General features: G+C 75.3%; 18 protein-coding genes. 6 read left to right on the plus strand and 12 right to left on the minus strand.

Annotation, left to right across the window (positions count from 1 at the left end; all coding sequences use genetic code 11):
• Positions 1-8: 8 nt before the first annotated feature.
• Complete coding sequence (locus FHX73_RS40595) at positions 9-1,649, minus strand: RICIN domain-containing protein (protein ID WP_145911094.1); 1,641 nt, start codon at positions 1,647-1,649, stop codon at positions 9-11.
• Positions 1,650-2,000: 351 nt separating this feature from the next.
• Here FHX73_RS40595 and FHX73_RS40600 point away from each other — a divergent pair, with 351 nt between their 5' ends.
• From FHX73_RS40600 to FHX73_RS47450, 3 genes are all read left to right on the plus strand, one after another.
• Positions 2,001-3,392, plus strand: a complete 1,392-nt coding sequence (locus tag FHX73_RS40600; RefSeq protein WP_145911095.1) for an AfsR/SARP family transcriptional regulator — start codon at positions 2,001-2,003, stop codon at positions 3,390-3,392.
• A 147-nt stretch (positions 3,393-3,539) separates the two neighbouring features.
• Positions 3,540-4,109: a hypothetical protein gene (locus FHX73_RS40605; protein ID WP_145911096.1), complete on the plus strand. Its 570-nt coding sequence runs from the start codon at positions 3,540-3,542 to the stop codon at positions 4,107-4,109.
• Positions 4,110-4,137: 28 nt separating this feature from the next.
• Positions 4,138-7,128 (plus strand): AfsR/SARP family transcriptional regulator, encoded by a 2,991-nt coding sequence (locus FHX73_RS47450; protein ID WP_145911097.1) that lies wholly within the window; start codon positions 4,138-4,140, stop codon positions 7,126-7,128.
• A 13-nt stretch (positions 7,129-7,141) separates the two neighbouring features.
• On the opposite strand, the gene FHX73_RS40615 is transcribed toward FHX73_RS47450, so the two are convergent.
• From FHX73_RS40615 to FHX73_RS40635, 5 genes are all read right to left on the minus strand, one after another.
• Positions 7,142-7,387, minus strand: a complete 246-nt coding sequence (locus tag FHX73_RS40615; RefSeq protein WP_145911098.1) for a hypothetical protein — start codon at positions 7,385-7,387, stop codon at positions 7,142-7,144.
• Positions 7,388-7,529: 142 nt separating this feature from the next.
• On the minus strand, positions 7,530-7,988 hold the full coding sequence (locus tag FHX73_RS40620) for a pyridoxamine 5'-phosphate oxidase family protein (RefSeq protein WP_145911099.1): 459 nt from the start codon (positions 7,986-7,988) through the stop codon (positions 7,530-7,532).
• Positions 7,989-8,096: 108 nt separating this feature from the next.
• A complete protein-coding gene (locus FHX73_RS40625; RefSeq protein WP_145911100.1) occupies positions 8,097-8,786 on the minus strand; it encodes a winged helix-turn-helix transcriptional regulator in 690 nt (229 codons plus the stop codon).
• A gap of 50 nt (positions 8,787-8,836) precedes the next feature.
• Positions 8,837-10,096: a threonine/serine exporter family protein gene (locus tag FHX73_RS40630; protein WP_145911101.1), complete on the minus strand. Its 1,260-nt coding sequence runs from the start codon at positions 10,094-10,096 to the stop codon at positions 8,837-8,839.
• 99 nt (positions 10,097-10,195) lie between these two features.
• Positions 10,196-11,419 carry a L,D-transpeptidase gene (locus FHX73_RS40635; RefSeq protein WP_145911102.1) on the minus strand — a complete coding sequence of 408 codons (1,224 nt, stop codon included), beginning with the start codon at positions 11,417-11,419 and terminating at the stop codon, positions 10,196-10,198.
• 171 nt (positions 11,420-11,590) lie between these two features.
• Here FHX73_RS40635 and FHX73_RS40640 point away from each other — a divergent pair, with 171 nt between their 5' ends.
• A complete protein-coding gene (locus tag FHX73_RS40640; RefSeq protein ID WP_145911103.1) occupies positions 11,591-11,953 on the plus strand; it encodes a DoxX family protein in 363 nt (120 codons plus the stop codon).
• Between the two features lie 22 nt (positions 11,954-11,975).
• Here FHX73_RS40640 and FHX73_RS40645 read toward each other — a convergent pair whose 3' ends face one another.
• From FHX73_RS40645 to FHX73_RS40660, 4 genes are all read right to left on the minus strand, one after another.
• Positions 11,976-12,902, minus strand: coding sequence for an ADP-ribosylglycohydrolase family protein (locus FHX73_RS40645; protein ID WP_145911104.1), 927 nt, complete (start codon positions 12,900-12,902; stop codon positions 11,976-11,978).
• 130 nt (positions 12,903-13,032) lie between these two features.
• A complete protein-coding gene (locus FHX73_RS40650) occupies positions 13,033-14,022 on the minus strand; it encodes a hypothetical protein (RefSeq protein WP_145911105.1) in 990 nt (329 codons plus the stop codon).
• Entirely contained in the window at positions 14,019-14,375 is a 357-nt protein-coding gene (locus FHX73_RS40655) for a PadR family transcriptional regulator (protein ID WP_145911106.1), read from the minus strand. The genes FHX73_RS40650 and FHX73_RS40655 overlap by 4 nt, the downstream gene beginning before the upstream one ends.
• Before the next feature lie 73 nt (positions 14,376-14,448).
• Positions 14,449-14,943, minus strand: coding sequence for a hypothetical protein (locus tag FHX73_RS40660; RefSeq protein ID WP_145911107.1), 495 nt, complete (start codon positions 14,941-14,943; stop codon positions 14,449-14,451).
• A 163-nt stretch (positions 14,944-15,106) separates the two neighbouring features.
• Between FHX73_RS40660 and FHX73_RS40665 the strand changes: the two genes are divergently transcribed.
• Positions 15,107-16,468 carry a C1 family peptidase gene (locus tag FHX73_RS40665; RefSeq protein WP_211786493.1) on the plus strand — a complete coding sequence of 454 codons (1,362 nt, stop codon included), beginning with the start codon at positions 15,107-15,109 and terminating at the stop codon, positions 16,466-16,468.
• Positions 16,469-16,475: 7 nt separating this feature from the next.
• Here the strand turns inward: FHX73_RS40665 and FHX73_RS40670 are convergent, their stop codons facing one another.
• Positions 16,476-17,060: an FHA domain-containing protein gene (locus FHX73_RS40670; RefSeq protein ID WP_145911108.1), complete on the minus strand. Its 585-nt coding sequence runs from the start codon at positions 17,058-17,060 to the stop codon at positions 16,476-16,478.
• 135 nt (positions 17,061-17,195) lie between these two features.
• Between FHX73_RS40670 and FHX73_RS45885 the strand changes: the two genes are divergently transcribed.
• A complete protein-coding gene (locus FHX73_RS45885) occupies positions 17,196-18,203 on the plus strand; it encodes an SCO2583/SCO2584 N-terminal domain-containing protein (protein ID WP_211786494.1) in 1,008 nt (335 codons plus the stop codon).
• A gap of 12 nt (positions 18,204-18,215) precedes the next feature.
• On the opposite strand, the gene FHX73_RS40680 is transcribed toward FHX73_RS45885, so the two are convergent.
• Entirely contained in the window at positions 18,216-18,680 is a 465-nt protein-coding gene (locus FHX73_RS40680; protein WP_145911109.1) for a nuclear transport factor 2 family protein, read from the minus strand.
• Positions 18,681-18,691: the final 11 nt, after the last annotated feature.

Raw genomic sequence — 18,691 nt, forward strand, 5'->3', positions numbered from 1 at the left:
GGCTGCGGCTACTGCTGGTTGACCGCCCAGAGCTGGGCGCCGCTGCCGGTGCAGGGGGAGTCGGTCAGGGTGGTGCCCTGGGCGACCTCGGTCAGGCAGCCCTGGTCGGCGCCGTTGACGACCTCCCACAGGTTGTTCGGGAAGGAGACGAACTTCCACTCCTGGTTGCCGCCACCGCCGTAGCTCCACAGCTGGGTGAAGTGCGTGGTGCCGTCGACCGTGCTGCCGGCCCAGTTGTTGGCGTCCAGCGCCGAGGCGGGCGCGTTCGCCGGGGCCAGCCAGAAGTTGCCGTCGGCCAGGTAGTTCATGATCCAGCGCTGGGCGTTGCTGCCGTTCGGCGACCAGGCCTGGACCTTGGTGCCGTTGGCGGTGCCGGAGGACTGCGCGTCGGCGACCAGGCCGCTGGCCGGGTTGGCGAGCACCCGGATCTTCTGGGCGCCGAACGGCGCCGCGCCGTTGGGCGTGCCGAGGCCCGACGGCGAGTCGTAGCCGGGGCCGGCCGTGCAGACCGCGCCGCAGGAGCCGTTGCTGCCGGTGGTCACGTCGTTGAAGGCGCTGGAGCTGTCCGCGTAGAGCGCCTGGGCGCCGACGGCGTTGGCCGCCGGGGTCCCGGCGAGGGCGGCGATGGCGGCCACGATCGGGGTGGCCGCGCTGGTGCCGCCCATGGTGCAGGCGCACCAGGAGCCCTGGTTGTAGAAGGCGGTGCCGGTGCCCGGGTCGGCCTCGGCGGAGATGTCGTTCTCGGTGCGGGTGGTGCACAGCGCGTCGTGCTGCCAGGCGGGCTTGGCCTCGTTGGTGCAGCCGCCGCCGGAGCCCGACCAGACGCTCTCGTGCCAGCCGCGGGCCGAGCCGTCGCGGGTGAGGCTGGTGCCGCCGACCGCGATCACCGAGGCGAACGCGGCCGGGTAGCTGGTGGCGGTGCCGCCGTCGCCGGCGGCCGCGAAGTTGAGCACGCCCGGGTGGTCGTAGTCGCTCGCGGGCAGCTGGCCGGAACCCCAGCTGTTGGAGATGAACTTGGCACCGGAGTTGACGGCCGCCGTCTGGCCGTCGGTGCGGTCGGTCTCCACCACCACGATCCGGCAGTTCGGGCAGAGCGCGGAGACCATCTCCACGTCCAGCGCCTGCTCGCCCTCCCAGGCGGTGTTCTCCGCCGGGTAGTTGCCCTGCTGGCCGGACTCGTTGAGCTTGCTGAAGCAGCCGTTCTGGGTGGTGCAGGCCGGCAGGTTGAACTGCTGGCGGTAGGCGGCCAGGTCGGACTCCAGCTGGGCGTCGCCGCCCTGGTCGGTGATCGCCACGGTCTGGCCCTGGCCGCCGGTGCCGCCGGCCAGCGCGGTCACGCCGTAGGCGGCCTGGAGGTCGGCGGGCGTGTAGCCCGTGATCGAGGCGGCGTCGGCCAGGGCCTTCGCCCGGCTGACGCCCGGGGCGTGCAGCTCGTGCGCCACGGCCTGGCAGACCGGTCCGCCGGCGTGGGCGGGGGCGGTGCAGAGCTGACGGTCCGTGGGCCGGGCCGTCGGGCCGGGGGCGGCCTGGGCCGCGCCGGCCAGGCCCGAGTACAGGGTCGCGGTGGCGGTGAAGGCGGTCAGGGCGGCGAGCACGCGGCGGGCGCGGCGGCTCGCGGCCGGGCGGTCGGAGCGGTGTGACTGGTTCAAGTGAATACCCCCCGGGGTACATGGTCGCCCAGGACAGGGACGGACGGGCGACCGGGCTGACGGTGGAACAGCTGAGGCGGTGTCGAGCGGCGGCGCCGCTCACCACCCCGTGTCGGCGCAGTACGGCCAGCTCTGGTCGTCGACGCCGAGCGCGCGGGTCGCCACGTGTTCCTCCTCGAAGTGCCGACGGCCGGACCGGATGCCCGCCGTCCTCGCGGTGCTGGACCGTAGGGAGCGCCGTTCAACACCCGATCGACACGCCCCGCCGCCGCACCTCCGGGGCACCCCCTAGACTCTGCGACCGACGTCAGACCGGACCGGGACGACCGGACCGGGACCAGGGGAGGCGGCATGCGATTCCAGGTGCTCGGACCGCTGGTGATCCAGCCCGGCGACGGCGGAGGGGAGCTGAGGGCCAATCGGGCCCAGGACCGTGCCGTGCTCGCCGTCCTGCTCGCCGAGGCAGGTCGGCCGGTGCCGACCGACCGGATCATCGAAGGGGTCTGGGGCGAGGAGCCCGACGACGCGCCGGACCGGGCGAAGGCCCTGCCCGGCAACGTGTACCGGCTGCGCAAACTGCTCGAACCGCTCGGCCCGGACATCCTGCGGCGCGTCGCCCAGGGCTACCAGCTCGACATCGACCCGGCGGCCGTCGACCGCACCGCCTTCCTCGCCGCGCTGGAGCGCGCCGCCACCGCCCGCCGCAACCACCAGCCCGAGCGCGCCCGGGCCGAACTGGCCGAGGCCCTCGCCCTGTGGACCGGCCCGGCGCTGGAGAACGTGCCCGGCCCGTACGCCGAGCACGAGCGCCGGGTGCTGGCCGGCCGGCGCGACCAGGCCCGGCTCGCCCGGCTGGAACTCGACCTCGAACTCGGCCGGGACGCCGCCGAACTGCTGCCCGAACTCGCCGACCTGGTGCGCGAGCAGCCCGGCCGGCAGCACCCCGCCGCGCTGCTCGCACTCGCCCGCCACCGGCTCGACCCCACCGCGCCCGCACCCGCCGACCGGCTGCCGTGGACCGACCGCACGCCGCTGCGCCCCGTCCTGCGGCCCTTCCAACTGCCCGCCGACCTCGCGGACTTCACCGGCCGCCCGGACGAACTGGCGGCGGTCGTCGAGACCCTGCGCAGCCCGCGGCCCGACGCCGCACCCACCGTGGTGCTCACCGGCCCGGCCGGGGTCGGCAAGACCGCGCTGGCCACCCACGCCGCCCACCGGCTGCGCCCGGACTACCCGGACGGCCAGCTCCACGTCGACCTCCAGGGCGACGGCGACGGGCCGGTGGACCCGGCCGACGCGCTCGCCGGCGCGCTGCGGGCGCTGGGCGTCGAGTGCGCCGCGGTGCCCGACGGGCTCGCCGACCGCCGGGCGCTGTTCCGCCGGCTGCTGGCCGGCCGCCGCGTGCTGGTCCTGGTGGACGGCGCCGCCGACGCCGGGCAGGCCCGCCCGCTGCTGCCCGGGGTGCCGGGCTGCGCCGCCCTGGTCACCGCCGTCGGCGACCGGTGCCTCGCCCGGCTGGACGCCTCGCTCGCGCTGCGGCTCGCCCCGCTGAGCGAGGCCGAGTCGGCGGCGCTGATCGAGCGGGTGCTCGGCCCGGGCCGGGCCGCCGAGGAGCCGGCCGCCGTGAGCGCGCTCACCAGCCACTGCGGGCACCTGCCGCGCCGGCTCCGGGCGGCCGCCGACCGGCTGCTGCGCCGACCGGGCTGGCGGATCGCCGCGCTGGTGGCGGGCACCGACGGCTGATTCCGGGCCCGCGCCGGTGGCATTTATCGGATGTTAAACGTGACCGAACAGACTCCCTGCCTGCCGGTCGTCGAGCACTGACGACCGGCCAAGCCCGAGGGCCGTCGAAGGCCGACGCCCGGGCCCGCAGTGGAGAGGAAGACCCGAATGACCACCGGAACCGCCACCCGCCTCGGCCGGCTCGCCAAAGCGGCGGCCGCCGTGCTGACCGGGGCGTGCCTGGCGCTGTCCGCCACCGCCGCCCAGGCCGCCACCTGCCCGGCGACCTCCAGCATCTGGGACGACGCGACGCTGGCCAACGACGGCTCGCACATCGACAACCAGGGCCAGTACGGCGTCGCCCGGCTGATCATGCAGACGGACGGCAACCTGGTCACCTACTACGCGCCCGGCGGCGACTTCACCCGGGAGTACGCGACCTGGGCGTCCGGCACGGTCGGCTGCGGGACCAAGGCGGTCATGCGCAGCGACGGCGACCTGGTGGTGCTGAACGCGAGCGGCGGCCTGTGCTGGGAGAGCGGCACCGCCGGGCACCCGCACGCCCGCCTGACCGTCTGGCGCAACGGCGACGTGCTGATCACCGACACCTGCGACATGACGCTCTGGCAGCGCCAGCCCGGCGTGAGCTACGTCAGCGGCCAGTCGTTCGGCGCACTCGCGACCCCGGACTCCACCGAGAGCCCGTACATCGTGCTGCCCCCGCCGACCGGCTGCTGACCCACCCGCACTCCCGGGGGGAGACCTCATGACGGTACTCGCGGCCCCACCCGTGGGCCCCGCCACCGCCGCGCCGCCGGTCCACCCGGCGGCGCCCGCGACCGCCGCCGGACTCAGCTTCCAGCTGCTCGGACCGCTCGCGGCCTGGCACGACGGGCAGTGCCTGGCCCTGGGCCGCAAGCAGCAGCAGGCCTTCCTCGCCATGCTGCTGGCCAACCGCGGCCGTTCCCTGACGGCCGCCCAGCTCGCCGACGGGATCTTCGAGGAGGGCGACCCGCCCGGCAAGCCGAAGACCCTGCTGGCCACCCACGCCTACCGGCTGCGCGCCGAGCTGAAGCAGTACTCGGCCGCGCACCTGCTGGTCACGGCCGGCGGCGGCTACCGCCTCGACGTCCCGCCGCAGGCCGTGGACCAGGTGGAGTTCGACCGGCTCACCGCGACCGCCGACCAGGCGCGCGCGGCCGGCGAACCGGCCCGGGCCCGGGAGCTGCTGGACCGGGCGCTCGCGCTGCACCGGGGCGAGCCGCTGGCCGGCCTGCCCGGCCCGCACGCCGCCGACCTGCGCCGGCACCTGGTGGAACGGCGGCTCGACGCGCTGGAGGCCAAGCTCGCCATCGACGTCGAACTCGGCGACAACCCGCACTGCCTGGTCGAGCTCGACCAGGCGGTGTTCGCCAACCCCTACCGGGAGCGGTTCCGCTCGCTGCTGATGCTGGAGTACCAGCTGACCGGCCAGCCGGCCATGGCCGGCGCGGTGCACGCCGACGCCCGGGCCTTCTACCGCGCCGAGGGCCTGAGCTGCACCGGGCTGGACGAGCTGGCGGCCCGGATCCGCCGGGCGGACCCGTCACTCGCCCGGGCCGGCGGGCCGGGCGCCGACCGGCCCGCGCCGGCCCCGGTGCCGCGTCAGCTGCCGCCCGCCGCCGCCGACTTCACCGGCCGCGACACCACGGTGGCGCAGCTGGTCGACCGGCTCTCCCGGCCCGACCCGGGAACCGTGGTGATCTCCGCGGTCAACGGGATCGGCGGCGTCGGCAAGACCGCGCTCGCGGTGCACGCCGCCCACCGGCTGCGCGACGGCTTCCCCGACGGACAACTGCACGTCGACCTGCGCGGGGCCGAGCCCGAGCCGCTCGACCCGGTCCGGGTGCTCGGCGACTTCCTGACCGCACTCGGTGTCGAGGAGCGGGCCGTCCCGCAGGACCCGGTGGAGCGCGCCGCGCTCTACCGCACCACGGTGACGGGCCGTCGGCTGCTGATCCTGCTGGACAACGCGGCGACGGCCGAGCAGGTGCGGCCGCTGCTGCCGGGCGCCGAGACCTGCGCCGTGCTGGTCACCAGCCGGGCCTGGCTGACCGGCCTGCCCGCCGCCGACCACCTGCACCTCGAACCGCTCGACCCCGCCTCGGCCGTGGAACTGCTCGGCCGGATCGTCGGCCGGCGGCGGGTCGAGGCCGAACCCGAGGCGGCCGCCGCCCTGGTCGCCGCCTGCGGCCTGCTGCCGCTCGCGGTGCGGATCGCCGCCTCCCGGCTGGCTGCGGACCCCGGGCTGCCGCTGGCCGAGCTGGCGGCCCGGCTGGCCGACCGGCAGCGCGCGATGACCGAGCTGGTCTGGGCGGACAGCGCGGTGGCGGCGGTCTTCGCGCTCTCCTACGCCCAGCTCGGCAGCGCCCAGGCACGCGCGTTCCGGCTGCTCGCGCTGCCCGACACCGCCGACCTCGACCTGTCGGCGGCGGCCGCGCTGCTCGGCTGCGCGCCGGCCCGGGCCCGGGAACTGCTGGAGGGCCTGGCCGACCTCAACCTGCTGGAGTCCCGGGCGGCCGACCGCTACGGCTTCCACGACCTGCTCAGGGAGTTCGCCCGGGACCGCGGCCGCCGGGAGGACGACGCCGCGGCGGTCGGCGCGGCGTTCGCCCGGCTGCTCGACTTCTGCCTGGCCACCGCCCGCAACGCGGAGGAGCGCGCGCACTCGGTGGACCGCGACCGGCGCAGCCTGATCACGGTCGGCACGACCTCGCCGGGCCGGGACTTCGAGACCGTCGAGGCCGCCAGCGCCTGGATGCGGGCGCAGACCGGGCTGCACCGGGCGGTGGTCCGCCGGGCCTGCCAGGACGCGGGCCTGCCGCTGGCCCAGGCCGCCGACCTGGTGGACAAGATGGGCTCGATCCTGTTCGGCCGCGGCTACCTGACCACGGTGGCCGAGCTGGCCGGACAGGTCGCCGAGGTCGCGCCGGCCCGGGCCGACCGCCCGGCCGAGGCGCTGGCCCGCTCGGTGCGCGGCAGCATGCTCTGGCACGCCAACGACTGGGCCGGGGCCGGCGCCGAACTCGCCCGCTGCCTGCCGCTGTGCGACGGCGCCCAGCTGCGGCTGCGGGCCAACGTGCTGCAACTGCTCGGCGCGAACGCCCGCGCGCTGAGCCGCTTCGAAGAGGCGATCGAGCCGCTGGAGGAGGCCGTCGGCCTGTTCCACCGGCTGCGGGACGAGACCGCCGAGGGCCTCGCGCTGGGCGAGCTCGCGTTCAACTACGCGCAGTGCGGGCGGACCGGGCCGGCCGGGGAGGCGGCGGCGCGCTGCGTGGAGCTGACCGGCCGCCAGATCTCCTCCATCTCGTCCGCGGTCGGGCAGTACTACCTCGCCCGGGTCCGCTACCTGTGCGGCGACCTCGGGCCCGCCGAGCGCGCCGCGGAGCAGGTGCTGGAGCGCTTCCGGTCCTTCGGCATGACGGGCTTCGAGGTGGCCACCCGCAGCCTGATCGCCCACGTCCAGCTGGCGGCCGGCCAGCCGACGGCCTGCGTCCGGACGACCGAGGCGGCACTGCCGAGGGCCCGTCAGATGGGCGGCGTGCTGGAGGGCGGCCTGCTGCGCGTGCTCGGGCGGGCGCTCGGCCGGATCGGGCACGCCGACCGGGCCAGGACCTGCCTGGCGGGCGCGCTGGAGCTGTTCCGCGGCCTGGAGATGGCCGCCGACGTGCGGGAGGTGGAGGAGCTGCTGCGCGACCCGGCGCTGCTCGGGGGCTGAGCCCCCTGGGGCGTCAGCTGTACATCACGTAGACGACGACGGCGAAGGCGATGCCGGCCAGCGCCATGCAGGGCAGCACCACGAACAGGCCGAAGAGCGACAGCTCCCCGATCCGGGCCGCGATCGCGACGAGGGGGCTGCGCTCCTCGTGCACCTGGCCCTGGCCCGGGGCCGGGGGCTGGGCGCGCCGCGAGGAGCGCGCCGCGGCGCGCCCGCCGGGTGCGGGCCGAGGGGCGGAGCGGTGGTCGGAAGCGGACATGCGGTCTCCACGGGCAGGACTCAGGAGTGTGCCGCTGAAGCTACTACACGATTACACGATCAACTAAGTGGCCCCTGGTGTCCCCGGCCCGGGCACCCCGCCCCGGGGGGCGGTCCAGCGTGCCTGACGGACCGTCAGGCCGTCAGACCACCCACCGCCCGTCCCGCATGAGGTGGCGGCCGGCCAACTCGTGCTCCCCGTTCCAGGCCTGCACGGCGCGCGGCCGCACCCGGAAGTAGGCGTAGGGCTTCGAGGAGGCCCGGGGATCCCAGCCCGACCTCGCCAGGAACCCCTCGGCCGCCGCCGCGGGCACGGTCCGCGCCGTGAAGGCCGTCACGTCGCCGTCGATCAGCACGACGTCCCGGGTGTCCCCGAACGCCAGCCGGGCCCGCCCGCCGTCCCGCAGGTTGCGGCCGGTGGGGTTGGTCGGCCGGGTGGCGAGCCAGAGGAACTGGCCGTCCCAGCGGAACCAGAGCGGGACCAGGCAGGGCGCGCCGTCGGCGTCCGCCGAGGCGACCCAGACGTCGAGCTCGCTCGCCAACCTGGCCAGCACGTCCTGCTTGCGGCGTTCGGGCCCGCGCGGGGGCTCGGTGATCTTCATGACCGGCACGCTAGGTGACGGGCGCCGGGCCGCGCCTCGGGCCGAAGCCCTCGTTCCCAGGACCTACGGCTGCCGGGACCTACGACTGGGACCTACGACCGCCGGGACCTACGGCTGGGGCGCGAAGGCGTAGCCGCGGAACCAGGTCGGGAAGGCCCGGCACAGTTCGTCGGAACCGTCCAGCCGGGCCGCGCCGGTGCGCAGCAGCTCGTCCCAGTCGAGGTCGCCCGTCCACCAGGCGGTGAGCGCCGCCAGGTCCGCCTGGACCCGCAGGTCGACGGGGAGCCCGAGGTCGTCCGAACAGAGCGTCAGGCCGGCCGGGGAGGTGTGCAGGAAGAAGCGCTCCGGGCGGGTCCGGCGCAGGCGCAGCTCGACCACGGTGGGCGCGCCCGGGAGCCGGTCGAGGTGGACCCGGCGGTGCATGTCGAAGGCGAGCACCTGCGGGTCGAGGTGGTCGGGCCGCAGCGGGCGGCGGTCCCACTCGGTCGCCCAGCCGCCGAGCTCGGCGACCACGCCGCGCAGTGCCCGGCCGGCCCCGGTGAGCCGGTACCCGCCGTCCGGCAGGCGCTCGGCGACGCCCGCGCGCTGAAGGGTCTTCAGCCGGGCGGAGAGCATGGTGCGGGAGATCCTCGGCAGCCCCTGCTGGAACTGGGAGAAGCGGGTCGAGCCGAGCAGCATCTCCCGGACGACCAGCAGCGTCCAGCGCTCGCCGAGCACCTCCAGGGCGCGGGCGGCCGCGCAGAACTGCCCGAACCCGCGGGGCCGGTCCTCGTCCTTGCCGGGTCGGTCGTCGTCCATGGCGGTCAGGGTAGCCCGCCCGGACGGCGACCGGGTACGGATTCCGGACTTCAGCGGGCGGGCAGCGTGTGACGGACCGCCGGCCGGGGGATCCGGCTGATCACCGAGCCGATCAGGGTGCCGATCGACACCCCGAAGACCGCCGAGACGGCCGCCAGCAGCGACTGCGCCCCGTTGCTCACCTCGATCTGCGCGGTGTTGAGCAGGCCGAACGAGCCCGGCACCACGATCCAGAACGCCGGCAGGTAGAGCACCTGCCAGAGCGGCCCGCCGGGCAGCCAGGAGACCAGGGTGGCCGCGACCGCCGCGGTGACCGCGCCGGCCAGCCCGCCGACCGCCGCGCCGTGCTCGGAGCCGACCACCACCTGCACGGTGGTGCTGGCCGTGATCACCGCGATGATCCACGGGATGGCCGGCGGCGGGGTGTTCACGTTGATCACCAGCCCGGCCACCGCGAGCGCCAGGCCCAGCACGATGATCCACCAACTCGGCTTGGCCACCTGCACGTTGGCCAAGGCCGTGGCCGGCATGCCGATCGCGGCCGCGGCGGCGGCCACCCCGGCGAGGAAGAGCGCGAGCTGCACCGCCCCGGACACCAGCCGGGCGGTGCCGGCGCTGGCCGCACCCGCGGCGATCTCGGACAGCCCGGTGACCAGCAGCCCGCCCGGCAGCAGGATCGCCAGGGTGGCCACGATGGTGCGCAGCGGCCCGTCCAGCAGCGAGGCCTGGGCCAGCGCCAGCACCAGCAGCGAGACCAGGAAGCCGGCGGTGACCGGCAGCAGCGGTCGCAGCAGCGGCAGCCGCCGCGCCAGCACGGTCAGCCCCACCACGATCAGCGAGCCCGCGCCGGCCGCCAGCACGTTCGCCGCCACCGGCTGGAGGAACATGCAGATGCCCATCCCGACCGGCAGCACCCCGAGGTCCGCGACCCAGGTCGGCCAGCGGGCCGGCGCGCGGCGGATCGCGTCCAGCTCGGCCAGCGCCCGGTCCTCGTCGAGCTCCCCGGTGCGCAGCCGCCGCACCAGGTGCAGCACGTCGGCCGTCTGCTCGAACCGCAGGGCGGCGCCGACCGGCTGGAACCTGGTCGCCTCCTGCGGCTCCAGGGCGACGAACAGACCGTTCGTCAGTGCGGCGACCCGTACGCCGGGCGCCCCGAGGGCCCGCCCCAGCGAATGGAGCTCCTCCTCGACGTCGTGGACGGGCAGGCCGCCGCTCAACAGGGCGTCACCCAGTTCGAGCAGCAGGCGGCGCAGTGGTGCGGCCGGTGCCGGGGCGTCATTGCCCCGGACCGGTGGTGACTTTCTGGACATGGCAGGTATCGTCCCATCCCGCCCGATTCGCTCCGACCCTGACCTGGGGTTTTCCGGTGGCGAAGCGGGCGGGCGGGACGGGTCCGCGCCCCTGGCCCGCTACCACTGGGCCCACGGCAGGCTCCAGCCGCTCAGGCCGTTGGCCGGGTCGACCTGCTCGCCCACCGAGTTCTTGATGATCACCACGTCGCCGATCATCGAGTCCTGGTAGAACTTGCCGGCCACCGAGTTGTCGTCGCCCTTCTCGCTGTCCGGCAGGCCGATGCAGCCGTGGCTGATGTTGCTCAGGCCGGCCACCGCAGCCGCCTTGGGGTTGCCGTGCACGTAGGAGCCGGTGGCGGTGATCTGCAGGCCGTGCGGCTCCCACACGTCGTAGGGCTGGCCCTTGATGGTGGTGGTCGACGAGACCATGTGGACCATCGGCTCCTTGTCGAAGACCACCATGGTGCCGTTCCACGACGGGTTCTCGTCGGAGCCGGCGGTGATCTTGATGGGCGGCAGCGTGACGCCGTTCTCCACCACGGTCATCATGTGCGCGGCGGCGTCCGCGGTGCTGATCTTCGAGCGGCCGATGGTGAAGGACTCGTCGACGTCCTTGGCGCCGTAGACCCCGGGCGAGAGCTCCACGTTGCTGACCCGGCGGGTCACCGTCACGGTGGTGCCGGGCGTCCAGTACTTCTCCGGCCGGATGTCCAGCCGGGTGTCGCCGTCGAACCAGTGCCCGCGCACCGTGGTGCCGTCCGAGGCGACCACCTTGACCGCCTGCTCGGCCGCCTTCTTGTCCTTGACGGGCTGGTCGAAGGTGACGCTGATGATCATGCCGACGCCGTACTGCTTCTGGTCGGTCAGGTTGTCCTTGACCGACTCGGTCTTCTTCGGCGTCAGCGTGGTGAAGCTGCTGGTGGTCGTGGTCGCCGCCCCCGAGGCGTCCACGGCCTGCGCGCTCACCTGGTACTTCGCCGAGACGGCGAGCGCCGCGGCCGGCGCCCAGTTGCCGTCCGGGCCGACCGTGCCCGCCACCGGCTTGCCGTCCGGCCCGGTCACCGTCACCTGGGTGAGCTTGCCGTCGGCGACCGACACCTTGACGGGGCTGGTCGGCGCCACTCCTGTGGCCCCGTCAGCCGGCTGCACCGAGAGCGCCGCCTTCGAGGCCTTCGCCGCGGGCGCCGCCGTGCCGGGCGCCGGCGCGTCCGGGGCCGTCGCGGCCGGCGACCCGCCGGCGTCGGGCTTGGCCGGGTTCGAGCCGCTGCAAGCCGTGGTCAGTGAAAGCGCACTTCCGACCAGCAGTACCGCCGCAGCGCCGGAGATCCGCTTCGAGCGCATGAGTCCTACCCCCCTGTTGTTCCAACCTTTTCGAATGCTTGACCATCCAAGTGGCGTTTCGGGTGCGCCTCAAGGTCGTTTGTCACAGAACTGAGACATATGACGAGACTTACTCTTCGGTAGCCTTGGGCCGCCGACCCCCCGGCGACCGACCGAACCCCGAGGAGCCGCATGTCCGCCGACCGATCCGCCCGCCTGCTCAGCGGCCTGCTGCTGACGGCGGGAGTCGCGCACTTCGCCATGCCCCGGCCGTTCGACGCGACCATCCCGCGCTCCCTGCCCGGCCGCCCGCGCACCTGGACCCAGCTCAGCGGCGTCGCGGAACTGGCGATCGGCGCCGCCGTCGCCCACCCGCGCACCCGCCGGGCCGGCGCGCTGGCCGCCGCCGGGTTCTTCACCGCCGTCTTCCCCGCCAACGTCAAGATGGCCGTCGACTGGCAGGACAAGCCGGCCCCGCAGCGCGCCGCCGCGATCGCCCGGCTGCCGCTCCAGGTGCCGCTGGTGCTCTGGGCCCTGCGGGTCGGGCGCCGCTGACGCCTCGTCGGGTGTCCCCGGGTCAGCGGCCGGCCGGGTCGGGAACGGGCTCACACGCCGTCAGCCACTGGTCCGGCACGCCGGCCGCCCCCGTCCGGGCGGCCACCACGCCGGCCGCGATCGCGCAGGTGGTGTCGGTGTCGCCCCAGCTGCCGAGGGTGGTCCACAGGGCCTGCGGCAGGTCGTCCAGGTGCCCGGCGGCGGCCCACAGGGCGAACGGCACGGTGTCCGGCGCCGACAGCCGGTAGCCCGAGCCCAGCACCGCCGCCGCGTGCCGCACGCTGGTGCCGGCCGGCATCCGGGCGGCGATCCGCAGGCCGGAGCGCACGTCGCTGTCCGGGAGCAACTCGGCGACCTGCTGGAGGAAGCCGGCCCGCCCGGGCGCCGGCGCCGTGCGGCCACGGGCCGCCAGTGCCGCCGCGAGCGCGACGGCGACGGCACCGGCGGCCGCCTCCGGATGCGCGTGCGTCACCACGGCCGAGCGGTGCGCCTGCTCGACGACCAGGTCGAGGTCGGCCGCGAACCAGGCGCCCAGCGGCGCCACCCGCATCGCGGCGCCGTTGCCGTGCGAGCCCTGCCCGCCGAACAGCCCGGTGGTGACGGCGCGCCAGTCGCCCCCCTCGCCGATCGCGCGCAGCACCCGGTGCATCGACGGGCCGTAGCCCCGGTCCGGGTCGGCGGCGTAGGCGGCGGCGAACTCCCCGGCCAGCGCGGACTGCCGGACCTCGCCGTGCACGACGAGGTGGCGCACCAGCACCTGGGCCATCGCCGAGTCGTCGGTCCACTCCCACGGCCCGGGCCGCAACTCCCGCGCCAGGTACCGGCCCGGGGCCTCGTCGGGGCTCACCGCCAGCCACTGGTCGCCGAAGGCGTCGCCGAGGACGAGCCCGTGCAGACTGTCGAGCGCGGGGGAGGGGACGGGGCTGGGGACGGGGGTGCGGGCGGTCATCGCGGGCTCCGGTCGAGGTGGGGCTGACCGACCGATTCTCGGGCCCCGGGCAGGCCCGCTGCCAGCGGTTTTACGGCGAACGCGGCGGAGCGCGGGGGCACCCCCGTGGCCCCCGCGCTCCGCCGCACCGTCAGTCCGCCCTCGGCGGACGGCGGTCGGGCAGCCCGGGCAGCCAGTGGGCCAGTGCCACGGCGAACAGGACGGCGGCGCCGAACAGCACCACGGCCGTGACGTGGCTGCCTGTGTTCCACACCTTGCTCAGGACGGTGAACAGCATCAGCGCGGCCACCGGGGACCCGGCCACGGCGGCGGCCGCCGGACCCTGCCGCCCGCGCAGCAGGGCGGGCACCGCGGCCGCCAGCAGGGCCAGCTCCGCCGCGGCGAGCGCCAGCGCCAGCGGGACGCTCGCGTCGGTGTTCAGCACCGGCACCGGCCCGAGGCCGAGCGCCGTGTTGAGCAGCAGGCCGCCCAGCACCGCGCCCGCCAGGGCGGTCCAGCCGCGCCGACGGGTGGCCGGCCCGAGCAGGTCGCGCGGGGCGGCCAGCAGGATCAGCACCCACAGCACCTGCGGACCGGCCCGCACGATCGCCCGGGCGGCCACCAGCTGCACCTGGCCGACCTCCCAGGAGGAGGAGCCGGTCAGCGAGATCCAGGTGAACACCAGCGTCAGCACCAGCCCGAGCAGCGCGGTCAGCCGGGCCGTGGTCCAGCGCCCGCAGACCGCCGCGACGGCGGCCACCAGGGAGACCAGCACGCCGAACTGGCCGAGCAGGACCGGGTGCCAGCCGCTGTACTCGAACCGCAGGACGGCGAGGGCGAGGCCCGGCGGCAGGTTGGTCCAGTTCCCGATCTGCTGGGCGAGCCCGCCGGCCGCCGCCGCCGTCACCGCGAACGGTGCGGCCAGCGCGGCCAGTTGTCCGGGCACGCCGTCGGAGCCGAGCCCGAGCCGCAGCCGGACCCCGTGTCCGGCCAGGTCGATCAGCTCCCGGGCGGTGGCCAGGCGTCCCGACCCGTCCGCGATGTCCGCGAACACCGCCGCCAACTCCTCGCCGCGCTCCCGCCGGTACTTCGCCGGGTGGAGCAGCAGCGCCAGTCGCAGGCCCGACCCCGGCCCGCTCACGAGGCGAACCCGGGGCGCGGCTTCGGGGCGCGGGCGGCGCCGGCCAGGCGGCGCTCGGCCTCGGCGGCCACGGCGCGCAGCCGCTCGGCCTCGGCGGCCAGCACCTCGCGCCCGGTGGCGGAGAGCGCGTAGGTCCGGCGGGCCCGCCCGTCGACCACCTCCTCGCTCTCCACCCGCACCAGGCCCTGCCCGAGCAGGCGGTCCAGGGCTCCGTAGAGCGTCCCGGCCCGGAGTTTCACCCGTCCCCCAGAGATCGCGGTCACCTCCCGCAGCAGCGCGTACCCGTGCCGCGGCGCGTCGGCCAGCGCGGTCAGCACGAGCAGCGTGGGCTCTTGCATCGAACGATCCGTCATGAGGACTATATATAACGGTGACCGATATATTCAGTCCAGCGGGCCCTGTGAACCCGCGTCAGCTGCCGGTGCGTCACCGCCCGTGCGCCGCCCGGGCGGCGGCGCGGATCCGCCGGGTGCGACCGCCCTCGGCGAGGAGCGCGAGGGCGCCACGGGCGGCCGGCCGGTCCGCGCCGGTGGCGACCGTCAGCTGGAGCCAGTCGGAGGCCGCGAGCAGCTCCTCCGCCTGCCAGGGCAGTTCGAGCGCGATCGCGCGCACCAGCGACCACTCCCGCAGCCGGCGCAGCAGGAAGGCGTCGCCGGCCACGGCCCGGGCCAGCTCCCGCGACCACCCCACGAAGGCCGGATCGGGCAGCAGTTCGGCGGCGCGGCGGTCCAGGTGCCGCAGCACGGCGGAGCGGGCCATCACCCGGTCCGGATCGGCCAGGACCCGGCCGACCAGCTCGGCCTCCGACGCCTCCGCCGCCGCCGTCCCCGTCGTCTCCGGGGGGACCTGCCGCAACCGCGCCAGATGGGCCGCGAAGCGGAGGTGCTCGTCCGGCTCCCACCGGTCGTCGTGCGTGGTCATGCGGCGGGCTCCTGGTGCTCCTTCGGGGCGTGGACGATCCCGCGCCGGGAGGGAACCTACGCCCCGCGCCCCCGGCCGCGCTTACTCCGTTGACCGGGACGGAACAACCGTGCGACGGTGGGGGACACGTCGCTCGCGCACCACCAGGAACTGGAGGCAGGCTGTGACCACCGGAGACGAAGACTCCCGCCGGGCCATGGATCGGAGCCTGACCCCGGATCAGCTCGGGCTCTTCGAGGAGGAGTTCGCGGCCCGCCCGGGGAACCGGCTGATGCAGAACGCCGTCACCCAGACGCCGGTGGACGACGTGGCGCTGGACCGCCGGGTGCTCACCGGGATCGACCACTCGGTCTCCCATCACCTGGACGCCTGGCGGGTCACCAACCAGAAGCAGAGCGGGCGTTGCTGGATGTTCGCCGGGCTCAACCTGCTCCGGGTCGGCGCGGCGCGCAAACTCGGCGTGAAGGACTTCGAGTTCTCGCAGAACCACCTGCTCTGGTGGGACAAGTTCGAGAAGGCGAACCACTTCCTCGAAGCGGTGATCGAGACCTCTGACCGGGAGGTCGACGACCGCACCGTCGCCCACCTGCTGGCCGACCCGACCAGCGACGGCGGGCAGTGGAACATGTTCGTCGCCCTGGTCGCCAAGCACGGCCTGGTGCCGAAGTCGGCCATGCCGGAGACCGCGAGCTCCTCCGCGACCCGGGCGATGAACCGGGACCTGAAGACGCTGCTCCGCCGGGGCGCCCGCGAGCTGCGCGGGCAGGCGGGCGAGGGCGCCGAGGCGCAGCGCCGGACCAAGCGCGAGGTGCTGGCCGCCGTCCACCGGCTGATCAGCATCCACCTCGGCACGCCGCCGCAGCGGTTCCTCTGGCAGTGGGAGGACACCGACGGGGTGTTCCACCGCGACGGCTGGCTCACCCCCGCGCAGTTCGCCGCCTCCTACGTGCAGCTGCCGCTGGAGGAGTACGTCTGCCTGGTGCACGACCCTCGCGCGACCAGCCCGGTGGGCCGCACCTTCACCGTCGAGTACCTGGGCAACGTGGTGGACGGCCCGCCGGTGGTCTACCTCAACACGCCGGTGGAGCTGCTCAAGTCCCTCGCGATGGACGCCATCGTCGGTGGAGAGCCGGTCTGGTTCGGCTGCGACGTGGAGAAGATGATGCGCGCGGACGCCGGCGTCTGGGACGCCGCCCTCTTCGACTACCCGGCCGTCTACGACGCCCCGTTCGCCATGGACAAGGCCGACCGCCTGCTGCACCACGAGACCCAGATGACCCACGCGATGCTGTTCACCGGCGTCGACGTGCTGGACGGCAGCCCGCGCCGCTGGCGGGTGGAGAACAGCTGGGGCGAGGAGAAGGCCGACAAGGGCTTCTGGACGATGAACGACTCATGGTTCGGCGAGCACGTCTTCGAGATCGCGGTCCGCCGCTCGGCGCTGCCGCCCGAGCTGGCCGCCGCCCTCGACCAGCCGCCGATCGTGCTGCCCCTGTGGGACCCGATGGGCGCGCTGGCCGACTGACCCACCGTCACCAACCCTGCCCGGAGGGGCCGTCGGCGCCGGTCTCGGCCGACGGCTCCAGCCGGTACTCCAGGTGGCCGAAGCGCACCAGGTCGCCGGCCCGCACCCGCACGGCGCCCGCGATCCGGTGCCCGTTCACGTGCGTGCCGTTGGTCGAGCCGAGGTCGTACAGCACCCAGCCGCTGCCTTCGCGCCGCAGCTCGGCGTGCTGCCGGGAGACCGAGGCGTCGTTGAGCAGCAGTCCGGATCCGGGCACCCGGCCGATCGTCAGCAACCGCAGGCGGGCCTGCGGCAGCTTGAGGCCCGGCAACTGCTCGCTGCGCCAGGCCCGGGTGAACCGCGCCCGGAACCCGGATATCCGGCCGACCGCCCGGAGCACCGCGGACTCCAGCCGACCGCCGACCGGCAGGCCGGCCAGCGCCGCGTCCAACTCGGCGCGGCTGGTGGCGCGCAGCACCAGGTCCAGCCGGCCGAGGAAGGTGTCGTGCGACAGGCGCCCGTCGCTCGCGCCCTCGCGCAGCACCTCCAACGCCCGTTCCCGTTCGCTCTCGGACGGCCGGAGGATGGAGGTGGGGAGCTCTGCACGCGTCATACCGCGATTGTCGGCGCCGCCGTGGCCGCCCGTCCAGCTCCCGGCTGACGCCGTGCCGGTTCCGAGACGCTCGGGCGCGGCCGGGACGTTCGGGGCGCTGCCGGGCAGGTCGCGGCGCCCGGGCATACTGGCGCGGTGCCGATAGCCGATGAACCCCGCCCCCACCCCGCCGAGGAGCCGGAGGACGGGGCGTCAGACCCGTTCGAGCAGCCCGTTCTCGACGAGTCGTTCGTCCGGGGCGCCGCCGTGAAGGAGCCGGCGGCGCGCACCCGGATGCTCTCGGCACGCTGGAAGGTGGCGCCTCCGGTGGATCCCGGGGGCCGCCGCTGGTCGCCGGAGCCGGCGCCCGTACCGTCGGCCGCCCGGCGGCGCCGGTCCGCGGTCCGGACCGCCGTGATCGCGGCGGTCGCCGCCGGCGGCACGCTGCTCGCCCTCGGCGTCGGACCGGGCAGCGCCCCACCGTCCAGCAGCCCGCTGGCCGTCAACCCGATGCGCACCCGGATGCCGGGCGTGCCCGGTGCGGCGACGGACGCCGCGCTGCCCGGCGGTGGTACCTCCGACGGCGGCGAGTGCGGGGCCAAGGGTTTCCACCACTTCGCACTGCCGGCCTCCCCGGAGCGCCCGATCGACCAGCCGGGCACCGTCGCGCACGGACCGCAGCTGGCGCTCGGCTCGTACGGGTTCGAGAAGGATTCGGCACAGGACACCGGGCACTTCGAGATCGGGCTGCTGCTCGCGGCGGGCCCGGCCGGGCGGTTGGCGCTGTCCGCGCCGCTCGGCCCGCAGGGCGTGGCCGTGGAGATCGAGGGCCCGGACGGCCTGGTCGGCGGTGCGTACGGCCTGCCGGTCACCGTGGACGACAGCATGCCCCGGACCCCGGCGGGCGGGATCGTGCTCGACAGCCGCGGCGACGGGGAGGCGCAGCTGGTGCTCCCGAGCCAGGCGATGTGCCCCGGCGTGGATCCCGAGGCGGTCGACCCGCTGCTCCTCGCGCCGGTCGACACCAGGAACACCGTCACCGGCCAGCCGCCCTACCGGCTCACCGTCTCCCTCTCCGACCCGGCGGTCGGCGCCTCGCGCCGCGCGGTCGGCTCGCCGGACACCGGGGACGTGCTGAGCGCCGACAACTCCGTGCCGCAGTAGCCGCACGCGCCGTCAGGAGCCCGCGACGGCGCGGCGCAGATGGTGCGTCAGGTCACCGGTGAGGGTGATCCGGACCTGGCGCGCGGCGAAGCGCCAGCGGCCGTCGGCGCGCTCGAAGCGGTCGTGGTAGCGGCCGGCCGCGACGGGTTGCAGCGGCAGCTCGGGCGGGACGGCCTGGAACACGGTGACGTAGGAGCGGGCGAGCGCCGTGCCGGCCGGTTCGTCCACCTCGACGGCGAGGTTGGTGGTGACGTGGTGGGTGCGCGGGGTGCCGTCGGGGTGGACGATCAGGGTGTCCCGGAACATCCGCTCGATCGCGTCGCGCCCGCGCACCGGCTCGCCGCTGCCGGTGAAGACGGCGTCGGCGAGCAGCAGGCCCAGGCCCGCGAAGTCGCCGTCGTCGACGAGTTCGGCGTAACGCGCGATCAGGTTCGCGATCTGCTGGTGGCTTGACGTCGGATCAGCTGGAGCGGGCATGGGATCATTAT

The organism is Kitasatospora viridis (assembly GCF_007829815.1).
GTDB classification, from domain to species: domain Bacteria; phylum Actinomycetota; class Actinomycetes; order Streptomycetales; family Streptomycetaceae; genus Kitasatospora; species Kitasatospora viridis.

Excerpts from the sequence above, each read along its gene's own strand:
- FHX73_RS40600 (WP_145911095.1), top strand. The coding sequence starts at position 2,001 with ATGCGATTCCAGGTGCTCGGACCGCTGGTGATCCAGCCCGGCGACGGC.
- FHX73_RS40605 (WP_145911096.1), top strand. The coding sequence starts at position 3,540 with ATGACCACCGGAACCGCCACCCGCCTCGGCCGGCTCGCCAAAGCGGCG.
- FHX73_RS47450 (WP_145911097.1), top strand. The coding sequence starts at position 4,138 with ATGACGGTACTCGCGGCCCCACCCGTGGGCCCCGCCACCGCCGCGCCG.
- FHX73_RS40615 (WP_145911098.1), bottom strand. The coding sequence starts at position 7,387 with ATGTCCGCTTCCGACCACCGCTCCGCCCCTCGGCCCGCACCCGGCGGG.
- FHX73_RS40620 (WP_145911099.1), bottom strand. The coding sequence starts at position 7,988 with ATGAAGATCACCGAGCCCCCGCGCGGGCCCGAACGCCGCAAGCAGGAC.
- FHX73_RS40625 (WP_145911100.1), bottom strand. The coding sequence starts at position 8,786 with ATGGACGACGACCGACCCGGCAAGGACGAGGACCGGCCCCGCGGGTTC.
- FHX73_RS40630 (WP_145911101.1), bottom strand. The coding sequence starts at position 10,096 with ATGTCCAGAAAGTCACCACCGGTCCGGGGCAATGACGCCCCGGCACCG.
- FHX73_RS40635 (WP_145911102.1), bottom strand. The coding sequence starts at position 11,419 with ATGCGCTCGAAGCGGATCTCCGGCGCTGCGGCGGTACTGCTGGTCGGA.
- FHX73_RS40640 (WP_145911103.1), top strand. The coding sequence starts at position 11,591 with ATGTCCGCCGACCGATCCGCCCGCCTGCTCAGCGGCCTGCTGCTGACG.
- FHX73_RS40645 (WP_145911104.1), bottom strand. The coding sequence starts at position 12,902 with ATGACCGCCCGCACCCCCGTCCCCAGCCCCGTCCCCTCCCCCGCGCTC.
- FHX73_RS40655 (WP_145911106.1), bottom strand. The coding sequence starts at position 14,375 with ATGACGGATCGTTCGATGCAAGAGCCCACGCTGCTCGTGCTGACCGCG.
- FHX73_RS40660 (WP_145911107.1), bottom strand. The coding sequence starts at position 14,943 with ATGACCACGCACGACGACCGGTGGGAGCCGGACGAGCACCTCCGCTTC.
- FHX73_RS40670 (WP_145911108.1), bottom strand. The coding sequence starts at position 17,060 with ATGACGCGTGCAGAGCTCCCCACCTCCATCCTCCGGCCGTCCGAGAGC.
- FHX73_RS40680 (WP_145911109.1), bottom strand. The coding sequence starts at position 18,680 with ATGCCCGCTCCAGCTGATCCGACGTCAAGCCACCAGCAGATCGCGAAC.